Source organism: Serratia sp. KG1D (assembly GCF_037150675.1).
In the GTDB taxonomy this organism is placed as follows: domain Bacteria; phylum Pseudomonadota; class Gammaproteobacteria; order Enterobacterales; family Enterobacteriaceae; genus Serratia; species Serratia nematodiphila.
Window position 1 is genome coordinate 23510 of the sequence record NZ_JBAGIH010000003.1, and the last position, 13446, is coordinate 36955.

Here is a 13446-nt window from a genome sequence, read left to right on the forward strand (position 1 = left end):
GTTGCGTTGGGGGGCGCGTTATTTGCCGCTGAACACGCCGGCTTTGGCGTCCGCCTGCTGAGTTGAGGCATGGCCGCTGGCGAACGGCACGTTGCCGTCGACGCTTTGCTTCGCCGCGCCGCCTAACAGTCCACCTACCGTGGCCGCCGCATCGACGCGGCCGCCGCCCTGATAGCGCTGGCCGCTGACGTCCTGCTGGCTGACCTGGCTACCGCCCAGTTCCACCTTGCCCTGCTGGCTGCGGATCTCGCCGCCGGTCAGTTGGGTTTGGCCGCCGACCTGCAGCGCCACGCCGTGCTTACCGGCAATCGCCGACTGCACGCCAACCGCGTTGTTGTTCACCACGTCGGCATTGAGCTTGAGGTGCCCCTGGCGACCGGCCGGACCGGTGATGCTGTCTTTCACCGCGCCGCCGACGGTGCGTGCGCCGCGATCCCACAGCGGGCCCTGCGGTTTTTCGCCGGCCGGCGTTGCCGGCAGCGTGACTTTGCCGTCGGCCTTGCTGAAGCTGACCGCGCCGGTGGTGTCCTGCTGCGGATCAAGGCGACGCGCCACGCTGTTGTACTTGTCGGTGGTGGCGTCGGCCACTTTGTTCACTCCGGCCTCCAGTTTCTCTTTCACCTTACCGGCGTAACGCGGCGTGCCGACCTTCGACAGCTTGGAGGTGACGCTGCTGCCCGGATCGTTGCTGTGGCTCAGACCGGCATCCACATCCACTTTCACGCCTTTCTCAGCGTCTTTGCGGCTTTCAACGCGCAGATCGCCGCCCACCTTGCCCTGCACGCTGTCGGCATCGACGCGCGCGCCGGCAAGGCGGGTGTCTTTGCCGCTGTTGAGCGCCACGTCGCCCGCGGTGATGCCGGTGTTGGCGTGGGTGGTTTTATCCTGCTGCTCCACGCCGACTTTCAGACCTGCGCCCAGCGTGTGGGTGTCTTTGCCGGTGTTCGGATCGACCTTGCCGCCGGCGTCCTTGTTGAAGGTTTGACCGCCTCTGGCGTTGGCTTTGATGCCCAGATTCCAGTTGTCCTTATGCTGCTCGTTCTTGGCGGATTCCAGCAGGATGCCGCCGTTTTTCGCTTCGAGCGCGGCGCTGCCGCCGCTGACTTTGGCCCCCTGCAGATGCAGCGCGTCATCGCCTTTGCCGTTGGCGGACAGGGTGACCTTGCCGTCTGAGGCGATAGTGGCGCCCTGGCGCTCGGTCGTGGACTCATTGACCTTGGCGATGTCGAAGGCGCCGCCGGCGGAGAGGCTGCCGCCGGTTTTTTCCTTGCTGTCGCTGCTGCCGGCGCCCAGATCGATATTGCCGGACAGCTTGCTTTCCTTACGCGTTTGGGTCGATTCCGCCGCCTGCAGCGCGACCTTGTTGCCCGCGTTCAGGCTGACGTCGCCCTGGCTCTTGACGTTGGTGCCCTGCAGCGTCAGATCGCGGCCCGCCTTCAGCTCCACACCCTGGCCGTTGACGTTACCGACCTGCGCGGTGCTGCTGCTGCTTTCACCGTTGTGGGTGCCGCCGCCGAAACCGGCGCCGAAGTTTTTGCTGTCGGCGGTGAAGCCGCCTTTGGCGGACGCTTTGACGTTAAAGCCGCTGTGGTTCTCGCTCTGTTTGTCGCTGGCCTGATCGAAGCGGATATCGCCGCCGGCGTTGACGGCGGTTTTACCGCTGCCGCCGTTCAGCGCGGTACCCTGATAGACCGCGTCTTTTTTCACGTTGACGTTGATGCCGTTGGCCGCGTCGATCGAGCCGGTCACCGCCTGGCTGGCGCTGCTGTTGCTGCGCTGGGTGCCGCCTTCGCCCTTGGCGTCCACGGTCAGATCGCTGCCGGTGGTGGTGTAGACGCGCACGCCGGCGCTGCCGCGGGTGTCGCGGCTCTGCTCGTCCTGACGGTTTGCCGCGGCTTCGCTGCGGTGGCTGTCCGCCGTCAGGTTGACCGCGCCTTTGCTCGCCTGGTACTGCGTGCCCTGATCGCGCACTTCGCCTTTGGCATTGATGTCGATGCTGCCGGCTTTCACCGAGCTGACCACCGCCTGCGAGCTGCTGCTGTGTTTTTCGCTGCTGCCGCCCTGTGCGCCGATATCCAGGCCGACGTTAGGCGCGCCGATGCCGCCGATGTCGTTGATAACGCCGGTAGCGTCCAGCTTGGCCGCCTTGCCGACCGCGCGCTCGACCGGACGGGTCACGGCGCTGTAATCGACGTTGGCGCCGATGTTCACCCCAACGTCGGTTTTGGTGGTGGTGGTGCTGGCGGTGTCGGCGGCGGCAAGGTGATCGACGCCGGCGGCGTTTTCTTGATAGGCGCCGCCGACGCTGTGCTGCGCGCCTTGCTGGGTCAGCTTGTCGCGGGCGTTGATCGTCAGATTGCCTTTGACGTCGCTGCCGGAGGTGATCGCCTTGCTGCTTTGCGTCTGGGTTTTGCTGTTCTCGTAGCCGGCTTCCACGCCGCTGCCGAGTTTGTCGATGCCGCCGGTGTAATAGAAACCGCCGCCGATCTTGGTTTGCTCGGTGTTTGAGGCCGTTTTATCGTCGGCCGCCAGGAACGAAACCTTGTTGCCGCTGACGCTGGCGCCGCCTTTGTCGGCGACCAATTGAGAACCGCTGAAGGTCACGTCCTTCTCCGCCTTGAGCTTCACGCTGCCGCCGCTGAGGCTTGAGGCGCTATTCTCGGTGCGGGTGGTTTTCTCGCTGTCGCGGGTGTGCTCGATGCGCACACCGGCGCGGTACTGCTTGTCACCGGCTTCTTTGGCGTAGCCGTTAACGGTGAGCGCGGTCTTCTGCTCGTCGATGTTCTGCTGCCGCTCGGCGGCCTTGACGTTGATGTTGCCGGTCTTCGACTCGACGCTCAGTTCACCGCCGCTGGCGACCTGGCTGCCGATCACGTCGGCATCCTTGTGGCTGACCAGCTTCAGGTTGGTGTCGGACTTCAGCTCGCTGGCGGTGCTGCTCTGGTAGCTGTTGTCGGCCTTGTGCGAACTGCTGGTGATGTTGAACACGGTGCCGGTGCGCGCGTCGATTTTGTCCACGGTGGTGCTCAGCGCGTTGTCGATGCGCAGGCCACCTTGCGTGGCGGTGACTTCGCCGCCTTTCTGGCCGCGCGCCTTGCTGCCGGTGATGGTGACGCCTTGCTGACCGTTCAGGCGCAGCGTGCCGTCGCTGGTCAGCTCGGAAGCGTGACTGACCTCGCGGCGGTTGCTGTTGTTCTTGTTGTCGCCGCCGCCGATGCCGCCCCAGGAGGTTTTGTCATCGCGCACCGCTTTGGCGTTGGCGGTTTTCTGCACCCCGATCTGAATCTGCTCGTTCGCGTCGATCGTCAGATCGCGCTGGGCGTGTACCCTGGCGCCCTGGGTCGCGACATTGCGGCCGGCTTTCAACGTCAGTTCGCCCTGGCTGCGCAGTTCGCTGGCCTTCAGGCTCTCGCTTTCGTCGCTGCTGCTCCAGCTGCCGGTACGCAGACTGGAGGTGTGGTTGCGCTGGTAGCCGCGCTCGCTGGATTTATCCTTCTCCACCAGCCCGGCAAGGTGTACGTCGCGCGCCGCTTTGACGCTCAGCGCGCGGTCGGCGCTGACATTGGCGCCCAGCAGCTTCACGTCTTCCTGGGTGCTGACGAGTTTGGCGTTGCCGCTGGCGGCGACGGTGCTGCCCGCCTGCTGCAACTGCTCGCGCTCACGGGTGACGTCGTATTGCCAGGAGTAGAACCAGCGGTCGTCGGTGTGGCCCTGGGTCTGTTTCAACTGCTGGCCGTCGAGCGTCAGCTTACCGCCCTGCAGCGTAATGTCTTCGCCGCGGATATCGGTGGCGGTGAGGTGCGCGTGATTATCCGCCACCAGACTGATGTTCTTGCCTTTCAGCTCGGTGCGGGTCAGCTTCTGGCTGCTGCTGCGATCGTTGACGTAGATGCCGCCACGGTAATTTTGATAGTTATCGCCGCCGTTTTTGTTGCTGCTGGCGTCGTCGACGCGGCTTTCGCTACGGATATCATAGGCTTTCACCTTGAGTTCATCGCCGGCGTTCAACGAGCCGGCCAGTTTCACGCCGCTGCCCTGCGCGGTGTTGATGATGTTGATGCGCCCGGCCTGCATGCTGCCGAGGTAGTAGCTGTCCAGCGCGGTCGGTATCTGTTGGCTGGCCTGCACCGTGCCGTCGCGCGCTACCCGGTTAAGGCCGCTGATGGCGTTGATCGTCGCCGAGGTCACTTTACCATTCGAATGTTTGAAATCTTGCACGATCACTTCGCCGCGGCTGTCGATCTTCGGCGCGATCAGATCCAGTACGCCACCGGCGTTCAGGGTGCCATTGAGGCTCAGAGTGTTGCGGTTGCCGAAGGTGCTGTAACCCTGCAGCACGCCGTTTTCCACCAGCGGGTTGCCGACCACCAGTGAGGAATGGCTGGTATTGATGAATCCGCAGCCCTGACAGCTGATGCCGTTCGGGTTGGCCAGCACGTAGTCGGCCGCCATGCCGAAGATCTCTTGCTGGCCGTGCAGCAGCGACGGATTGCGGCCGATCACTTCGTTGAGGATCACGCTGGCTTCGCGTCCGCCCAGATTGGGGTTGGCGCCCAGTTGGCCGGCCAACTGCGACAGTCCCGCCTCGCGGGAGTTGTTCAGCACCGCGCCGGGCTGGTTGACGTTGAAGTCCTGATATTGGTTGTGCGACAGCCCGTTGCCGTTCGGCGCGACGATATCGACCACCTGCGCGCCGGTGGCGGCGGTGGAGACGCCGGGGCCGTTGGCGCCGTTGGCCGCAACGATCTCTGCGGCGTAGGCGCCGGCGGAAGCGGCGAGAATAATCGCCAGCGCGGCGGCCAGTTTGCCTGCCGCCGAAAGTCTGAAGTTATTATTTTTCATCCATGTATCTCCGTATATTGCCGTGGGGTCCTGCAAAACTGTTGATTAAAAGGTGTAAGAAAAGCGGGCCAGCACCTGAACGGGATCTTCCGGCGTAGCGTGGTTAGACAAAATCCAGCCGCGGCTGACCTCGAGATCGACCAGCGCCTGGCGGTAACGTAACGTGGCGCCGCTGCTCACACCGGCGCTGCTGCGCCAGCCCGAGTTGTCCTGACGCGGCAGAATGCGGCCGACGTCGGCGCCGAGGCGCGGCGTCAGCGTGGTGGCACCCAGATTGAAACTGCGGGACAGCGTATTTTGCAGATACCAGCCGTTGTCGCCGGACTGGGTGCTGCGGCTGAAGCCGCGCACGGCGCTGCGATCGGTGAGACTCAGCCACTCCACGCCGGGCAGCGGGTCGCGGCTGTACTGGCCATAGAACAGATTGTTGAGCTGATAGGTGGCGTCACCCAGTTGGAGGCGCTGGCTGAGGTTGGCGAACAGCTTGCCTTTGGTGAACTGGCTGTCGAGGTGCACCGAACTCGGGTGGCGGCCGGCCCCCAGCCACGGCATCCCCTGCTCGACGCTGAGGTTGGCGCTGAACACGCCATTGGGCAGAATTTGCAGGTGGCTGGCGCTCAGTTCGGCCAGGGTCAGCGTTGGGCTGCTGACCTCAAGGCGCACGCTTTCGAAGTAGTTGTCGATGCGCTTGTAGGTCAGCTGGCCGCTCAGGCTGTCTATCTGATCGTGATCGCGATAAAACACGTAGTCGCTGCGCAGCCCGTACTGTTGGGTCTGGCCGTGCAGTTTGACCACGTTGTGCGGCAGCTGCTGGTGGTTTTCATAGGACGAGAAGCTGGCGAACCCGCTGAAGGTGAACGCGCCGTACGGCAGCGAATAGAGCAGGGTATAGGCGCGATTATAGCGGTGAGCCGGGTTTTCCAGCGTGCTGTTGGCGTTCAGGCTGACAAAGTCCGATAGGCCAAACGGGCTGTCCAACGTGGCAGTGGCGCGCGCCAGCCACCGGCCGGTGCTTTTTTGGCCGTAATTATCCGTGCCGGCGGTAATCAGCCAGGGCTTGGCATGCTGATTGCGCAAACGAATAACCGAACCGCCAACCTGGCGGCCGGGCAATATATCCAGCTTGGTGGTATTCGATTGCAAACGATTGGCCTGATCCAATCCCTGATCGAGCTCGGTTAATTTCAACGGCTTGCCTTCCAGCCCCGGAAATAATAAACGGCTGTTGACCCAGCGATCGCCGCCTTCTATTTTCTCGATAAATCCTTCCGTCACGCTTAACCCCAATTCTCCTTGTGAATTAGGGCGAACAATTTGCACGCGCGCGGTGATATAGCCCTTTTGCACATAAAGACGCGTTAATTCACGGGTCAGGCGATTGATATCGTTGCTGCTGATGCACTGTTCCGGCAGCGCGCTCAGGGCCGACAAATCGGCCGGCGAGAGTAGGGTGACTCCCTGCAGATAAACGCCGGCGATCGGCAGGCACTGCGCGGACTGCGGCAGTGCGGGCGCGGCCGGTTCCGGTTCCGCCAGCAGGCGCTGTTGCTTCAACTGCTGGTAGCGGCGTTGCTCAATCAACTGGTTGACTTCACGCGTGCTGTCTTGCAACGCGCGGCGCGACTCCCCCATCGACATATCCCGCATCATGTGGGAGTCCGGCAGGGTTTCGGCGGAAAGGGCCGTGCTGACCAGCAGCGTCAAGGCGGTGATTTTTTTTATCATTGTAATCCATTCTGAGAGGCCGCCGGGGCAGCCAGCCCAATCCATGAGGTTAACCACGGGCGGCCGACGGCCGGCCCGAAATAATGAGCGACATGCACATTGCGAGGTATCTTGATTTGCCGCAGCAAATAAGACGGTGGGTATATATCTAAATAATAATTAGGCTGCTTCTTTTATGGCGGGCAACCCTGGTGACTTAATTAATTAAAAAAAGTGGAGCGTCTCTTCCTCTTGCCAACATTATCGGCATGGATAGGAAGAATCTGAATTTTTATTTTTCACGGATGATAGGGGATGAGGGGAATTATGACAATCCGACCAGTGGGAAATACGAAATTTCGCAGGAAAGAAAAGGGACGCAATTGTTTGCGTCCCTACAGGCGGTTTATTTCTTCTTGATAGGGCGGCCGGACCAATAACCCGCCAGCAGTGAACCGGAGAGGTTGTGCCAGACCGAGAACAGCGCGCCTGGCAGCGCGGCCAGCGGCGAGAAGTAAATTTTGCCCAGCGTGGCCGCCAACCCGGAGTTCTGCATGCCCACTTCGATCGCCAGCGTGCGGCAGGTGGACTCGTCGAAGCCGAACAGTTTGCCGCCCCAATAGCCGCTCAGCAGACCGATGCCGTTGTGCAGGATCACCGCGATGATAACGACCAGGCCGACCGAAGCGATATGGCTTTGGCTGCCCGCCACCACCGCGCTGATGATCGCCAGAATGCACACCATCGACAACGCCGGCAACAGTGGCTCGATGCGCTTCACCACCTTGGTCAGGGTATGGTGGACGATCAGGCCCAGGCCGATCGGGATCACCACAATCTGCAGAATGCTCAACAGCATGCCCATGATATCGACGCTGATCTCGGCGTCGACGTACAGACGGGTCAGCAGCGGCGTGGCGAACACGCCCACCAGCGTCGAGACCGCCGAGATGGTCACCGACAGCGCCACGTCACCCTTGGCCAGATAGATCATCACGTTGGAGGCGGTGCCGCTGGCCACGCTGCCCACCAGCACCATGCCGGCGGACAGATCCGGCGGCATGCGGAACAGCATCGCCAGGATCCAGGCCGCCAGCGGCATGATCAGATAATGCAGGAAGATGCCTGCCGCCACCGGGCCGGGGCGCGCCAGCACGCGTTTGAAGTCGTCGAGCCGCAGCGTGACGCCCATGGCGAACATGATCAGCATCAGCAGCGGGCTGACGTAGGGGCCGATAGCGGTAAAGGTGGTCGGCGTGTAATAAGCGGCGACGGACAGCAGTATCGCCCACAGGGGGAATAAGCGCGTGAGTAGTGCCAGCATGCAGGTTTTCCTTAGCCAGATTGAGAACGGTGGATGTGGTTGTGTTTTTATTGCGGGCTCAACATGCTGAACCCCTGCAGGTTTTGAACGGATTTTTTAGACGCAGGGGCGCAGCATGCTGCGCCCGCAATCAGGGATAATGACTTATTCGAACAGGTTGTGATGCAGGGTACGCACCACCTGCTCGGCTTCTTCGCCCGGCACCAGGAAGCACAGGTTATAGCTGCTGGCGCCGTAGCAGATCAGGCGGATATTGAACGGATCGAGCACGCCGAACACCTCTTTGCCCACGCCGCAGGCGCGCGACAGCTGGTTGCCGATGATCGCCACCAGCGCCAGGTTTTCTTCCACTTCCACCCGGCACAGCGACGACAGTTCGGTCAGCAGTGAGGTGGTCAGCAGGCTGCCGCCGACGGAGGTGGCGCCGGTGGTGTCCATGGTCAGTGCGATGCTGACTTCCGAAGTGGTGATCAGATCGACGGAGACATTATGGCGCGCCAGGATGTTGAACACCTCGGCCAGGAAACCGCGCGCGTGCAGCATGTTCAGGCTGTGCAGCGTCAGCAGCGTTTGCTTGCGGCGTAGCGCCAGCGCGCGGAACAGCGGCGGGTTCTCGGTGGTGTTGCACACCAGCGTGCCACCGGCCGCCGGATCCTTGCTGGAGCCGACGAACACTGGAATATCGCTGCGCACCGCCGGCAACAGGGTGGCCGGATGCAGCACTTTAGCGCCGAAGGTGGCCATTTCCGCCGCCTCTTCGAAACCGATTTTGTCGATGCGCTTGGCCGCCGGCACCACGCGCGGATCGGTGGTGTAGATGCCCGGCACGTCGGTCCAGATATCCACCCGGCCGACGCCGAGCGCTTCGCCGAGCAGCGCGGCGGTATAGTCGCTGCCGCCGCGGCCGAGCGTGGTGGTGCGGCCCTTCGGCTCGCTGCCGATAAAGCCCTGGGTGACCACCAGCGCTTCCTGCAGGCGCGGCTGCAATTGCGCCCGGGCCAGTTCGCTGAGCGCGGCGCTGTCCGGCACGGCGCGGCCGAAGTGATCGTCGGTGCGCATCACTTTGCGCACGTCGAACCATTCGGCCTGCACGTTGCGGGCGCGCAGGATTTCAACGAACAACAGGGTGGACATCAGCTCCCCATGGCTGACCAGTTCGTCGGTCAACGCCGTCGAGGTGGCCAGCGACGCGGCTTCCGACAGCATGGCGATGTTTTCCAGCAGGCGGTCTATTTCGTCGCGGATCACCGCCGGCGCCGCGAGGCGATCGAGGATGGCGTACTGGATGCGTCGGATTTCATCAAGCTGGTAATTGCGTTTGTCGGCCTCGCAACCCTCGGCCAGGGCGACCAACAGGTTGGTGACGCCCGCCGAAGCGGACAACACCACCAGGCGGACCTGCGGGTTGGCCAGCACGACGTCGGCGCTGCGGTTCATGGCTTCAAAGTCGGCGACGCTGGTGCCGCCGAACTTGGCTACCACGGTGGAATTCTGGGGTGCTGCTTGGTTCATCTAGAAACCTCGTGTCAGGGATGCCCGTTTGGGGCACTGTAATTCCATAGCCTTGGCACAAGGGGAGAGCGGTAAACAGGGGGCAGGCGTAGAGGTCAGGCTACGATACACCCAGAAGCGCCCCACCTTGTCGATCGCCCTGCGGGCGATCCCCTGGTGACAACCCAGGGGATTCAGCCCCTGTAGTCGATACGATAATGGCCGGCCATTACCCTACCTCGGCGTCGCTCCCCCTCGGGTGCCGTCAACGGAGAAACGGCTCCTCTGACACTCTACCTGGGCGACGCGCCTCTTCTGGCTTGCGCACCGGGTGCGCAAGTAGGCTGTTAGGAATAGCCGGTTATCGCCATTCTGTCAACGTACAGACGGTGAGGGATTTTCATCTTGCACCAGCGCGATAAGCGTACAGGGCATCGCGGGCGTGGAACCGGCGCCAATCGGTTGCAGAGAACCGTCTTCCTTTTGGCTGAATAGCGGAATAACGCCCTGATGTTTCTCCAAATACTCCAGCCAACCGAAATTTTCGTTCAATTTGGTCGCTTTGATGGTGGCCCCTCTGGCGAGCAGGCTGCTCAGGCGGCCGTAGGTGGCTTCCTGATTAAATAAAATTTCATGCCGGCGGAAACGCGAACTTTCCGCGCTGGCGCCGCGCCCTTTCAGCGGCGCCCCCGAACGGATGGCGAACACGTGATCCTCGCCGAAGAGGTGACCGAAGTGATAAACCGCCAGCGCGTTTTGGTGGCGATTCGGCGACAGCGCCAGCACCTGGGCGATATTGCTCAGATCGAGGTAGTTCTCGGCGTGTTCGGAGTAGGCGTGGCCATAGTAGGCCGGAATGCCGTCCATGCGCGCCTGACGGTAGTATTCCCAGCTGCTGTCGGTGACGATCACCGGCACGTTCAGCTTGATCAGCGCCTGCGCCAGCATGCGCGCCACGCTGTTGGCGCCGACGATCAGCACGCCGCGCGGTTTCTGCTGTTGCACCCGCAGCCAGCGCGCCATCATGCCGCTGGTCAGGCTTTGCAACACCACGGTGCCGATGATGATGGCGAACACCACGGTCACCAGCCGGTCGGCGCCCTGATAGCCGCTGCGCTGCAGCGTCAGCGCGAACAGCGAACTGACCGCCGCGGCCACGATGCCGCGCGGGGCGATCCAGCACAGCAGCAGCCGATCGCGCCAGTGCAGGGAAGAGCGCCAGGTCGACACCGCGATGCACAGCGGCCGGGCGATGAACTGCACCGCCAGCAGCAGCAGGAGCAGCGGCCAGCCCATGTTCCACAGCGCCTGAATGTCGAGCCGCGCCGCCAGAATGATGAACAGCGCCGAGATCAGGATCGCCGACAGCTCCTCTTTAAACGCCAGAATATCGCTGGTGTCCACGTCGCGCATATTGGCCAGCCAGATGCCCATCACCGTGACGGTCAGCAGGCCGGATTCGTCGGCGATGGCGTTGGACACGCCGAAGGCGGTCAGCATAATAGCCAGCACCGCCAGGTTCTGCAGGTAGCGCGGCAGCCAAACGCGGCGCAGCGCCAGGCCGAGCAGGTAGCCGAACAGCGCGCCGGCGATAAGACCGACGGCGGCGGTCACGCCCAGCGTCCAAAACAGGTGGGTATAGGACTCCGCATTCTGCTTCAGCACGATAAACTCGAACACCAGCAGGGTGAAGATGGCGCCGACCGGATCGATGACGATCCCTTCCCAGCGCAACACCTGGTTAATGTTGGCGTTCGGCCGCACCACGCGCATCAGCGGGGCGATCACCGTCGGCCCGGTCACCACCGTCACCGCGCCGATCAGCGCCGCCAGCTCCGGCGGGAAATCCAGCAGCCACCAGCTGGCGAGGCTGATGACCAGAAAGGTGGCCAGCATGCCGACGGTGACCAGGTTGCGCACCACGCCGCCGAGGCCGCGTATCTCCTCGAAGCGCAGCGTCAGCGCCCCTTCGAACAGGATGATCGCTACCGACAGCGACACCAGCGGAAACAGCAGATCGCCGAACAGCAGATCCGGCTGTACCAGATGCACCGTCGGGCCGAGCACGATGCCGAACAGCAGCAGCGGCAAGATGGCCGGCAGGCGCAGCAACCAGGCTAGCCACTGCGCCAGCAGCGACGCCAGGCCGATAAGCACCAACATGAGCGGGGCGGATAATTCCATAAGCGAGATCCCTTTCAAATGACGAAATAAACGACGATGACACAGCCTGATGACAATTCGGCAACCCCGATAACAGGCCGTTAGCCAAAAGTATAGAGTGAAAGCTGAAACGAGGCGGCAATGCGTTGACAGTTAGCGCCTATCGCAAGAAAAGAGATCATAATCACAGTCGAACAGGCTACAATCGGACAAACGCGTCATTTTTATTCTCAAGCCTAAGAGTGTTGCTATGAAAAATATCAATCCTAGTCAAACCGCTGCTTGGCAATCCCTGCAGCAACATTATGCACAGATGAAAGACGTACGGATCGCTGACCTGTTCGCCCAGGACAGCGATCGTTTCTCCAGGTTCTCCGCGACCTTCAACGACCAAATGTTGGTGGACTATTCCAAGAACCGCATCACGCAGGAAACTCTGGAGAAGCTGCAGGCGCTGGCGAAAGAAACCGATCTGCAAGGCGCCATCAAATCGATGTTCGCCGGTGAGAAGATCAACCGCACCGAAGATCGCGCGGTGCTGCATATTGCCCTGCGCAACCGCAGCAACAGCCCGATTCTGGTCGACGGCAAAGACGTGATGCCGGAAGTGAACGCGGTATTGGCCAAGATCAAACAGTTCTGCGCGCGCGTCATCGGCGGCGAGTGGAAAGGCTACACCGGCAAGCCGATCACCGACGTGGTGAACATCGGCATCGGCGGTTCGGATCTCGGCCCTTACATGGTGACCGAAGCGCTGCGCCCTTATAAAAACCACCTGAACATGCACTTCGTCTCCAACGTCGACGGCACCCACATCGCCGAAACGCTGCAGCCGCTGAATCCGGAAACCACGCTGTTCCTGGTGGCCTCCAAAACCTTCACCACTCAGGAAACCATGACCAACGCCCACAGCGCGCGTGACTGGTTCCTGAGCAGCGCCGCCGATCAACAGCACGTGGCCAAGCACTTCGCCGCGCTGTCCACCAACGGCAAAGCGGTAGCCGAGTTCGGCATCGATACCGACAACATGTTCGAATTCTGGGACTGGGTCGGTGGCCGTTACTCCCTGTGGTCGGCGATCGGCCTGTCGATCGCGCTGTCCATCGGTTATGACAACTTCGAGCAGCTGTTGAGCGGCGCGCACGCTATGGACAAGCACTTCGCCGAAACGCCGGCGGAGAAAAACCTGCCGGTGCTGCTGGCGCTGATCGGTATTTGGTACAACAACTTCTTCGGCGCCGAAACCGAAGCCATTCTGCCGTACGATCAGTACATGCACCGTTTTGCCGCTTACTTCCAGCAGGGCAACATGGAATCCAACGGCAAGTACGTCGATCGCAACGGCAACCCGGTGGATTACCAGACCGGCCCGATCATCTGGGGCGAGCCGGGCACCAACGGCCAGCATGCTTTCTATCAGTTGATCCACCAGGGCACCAAGCTGGTGCCGTGCGATTTCATCGCGCCGGCCATCAGCCATAACCCGCTGGGCGATCATCACGCCAAACTGTTGTCCAACTTCTTCGCTCAGACCGAAGCGCTGGCGTTTGGCAAATCGCTGGAAGTGGTGGAAGCCGAGTTCGCGGCGCAGGGCAAAACCCCTGAGCAGGTCAAGCACGTGGCGCCGTTCAAGGTGTTTGAAGGCAACCGGCCGACCAACTCAATCCTGCTGCGTGAAATCACCCCGTTCAGCCTGGGCAGCCTGATCGCGCTGTACGAGCACAAGATCTTCACCCAGGGCGCGATCCTGAACATCTTCACCTTCGATCAGTGGGGCGTGGAGCTGGGCAAACAGCTGGCTAACCGCATCCTGCCGGAGCTGGCGGGCAGCGAGAAAATCAGCAGTCACGACAGCTCGACCAATGCGCTGATCAACCGCTTCAAGGAATGGCGCTAAGCGTCTGAGCTGAAGCCAATAAAAA

Annotated in this window: 6 protein-coding genes and 1 riboswitch; of the genes, 1 reads left to right on the forward strand and 5 read right to left on the reverse strand. The window is 61.9% G+C overall.

Annotated elements, in window-relative coordinates; translation table 11 throughout:
* Positions 1-18 precede the first annotated feature (18 nt).
* The 5 genes from WFM45_RS15235 to WFM45_RS15255 all read right to left on the reverse strand — a co-directional run bounded on the left by WFM45_RS15235 (position 19) and on the right by WFM45_RS15255 (position 11545).
* Positions 19-4842, reverse strand: a complete 4824-nt coding sequence (locus WFM45_RS15235; RefSeq protein ID WP_336956313.1) for a hemagglutinin repeat-containing protein — start codon at positions 4840-4842, stop codon at positions 19-21.
* A 45-nt stretch (positions 4843-4887) separates the two neighbouring features.
* On the reverse strand, positions 4888-6567 hold the full coding sequence (locus WFM45_RS15240; RefSeq protein ID WP_033631958.1) for a ShlB/FhaC/HecB family hemolysin secretion/activation protein: 1680 nt from the start codon (positions 6565-6567) through the stop codon (positions 4888-4890).
* 385 nt (positions 6568-6952) lie between these two features.
* On the reverse strand, positions 6953-7870 hold the full coding sequence (gene panS / locus WFM45_RS15245; RefSeq protein ID WP_033631960.1) for a ketopantoate/pantoate/pantothenate transporter PanS: 918 nt from the start codon (positions 7868-7870) through the stop codon (positions 6953-6955).
* Between the two features lie 144 nt (positions 7871-8014).
* Positions 8015-9382, reverse strand: a complete 1368-nt coding sequence (gene lysC, locus WFM45_RS15250; protein ID WP_004936686.1) for a lysine-sensitive aspartokinase 3 — start codon at positions 9380-9382, stop codon at positions 8015-8017.
* 107 nt (positions 9383-9489) lie between these two features.
* A riboswitch (Lysine riboswitch) is annotated at positions 9490-9684 on the reverse strand.
* A 52-nt stretch (positions 9685-9736) separates the two neighbouring features.
* Positions 9737-11545 (reverse strand): cation:proton antiporter, encoded by a 1809-nt coding sequence (locus WFM45_RS15255; RefSeq protein ID WP_033631961.1) that lies wholly within the window; start codon positions 11543-11545, stop codon positions 9737-9739.
* 229 nt (positions 11546-11774) lie between these two features.
* Here WFM45_RS15255 and pgi point away from each other — a divergent pair, with 229 nt between their 5' ends.
* Entirely contained in the window at positions 11775-13421 is a 1647-nt protein-coding gene (pgi, locus tag WFM45_RS15260) for a glucose-6-phosphate isomerase (RefSeq protein WP_033631962.1), read from the forward strand.
* Positions 13422-13446 lie beyond the last annotated feature (25 nt).

Coding starts and splice junctions, on each gene's coding strand:
- WFM45_RS15240 (WP_033631958.1), bottom strand. CDS start 6,567: ATGATAAAAAAAATCACCGCCTTGACGCTGCTGGTCAGCACGGCCCTT.
- WFM45_RS15235 (WP_336956313.1), bottom strand. CDS start 4,842: ATGAAAAATAATAACTTCAGACTTTCGGCGGCAGGCAAACTGGCCGCC.
- WFM45_RS15255 (WP_033631961.1), bottom strand. CDS start 11,545: ATGGAATTATCCGCCCCGCTCATGTTGGTGCTTATCGGCCTGGCGTCG.
- lysC (WP_004936686.1), bottom strand. CDS start 9,382: ATGAACCAAGCAGCACCCCAGAATTCCACCGTGGTAGCCAAGTTCGGC.
- pgi (WP_033631962.1), top strand. CDS start 11,775: ATGAAAAATATCAATCCTAGTCAAACCGCTGCTTGGCAATCCCTGCAG.
- panS (WP_033631960.1), bottom strand. CDS start 7,870: ATGCTGGCACTACTCACGCGCTTATTCCCCCTGTGGGCGATACTGCTG.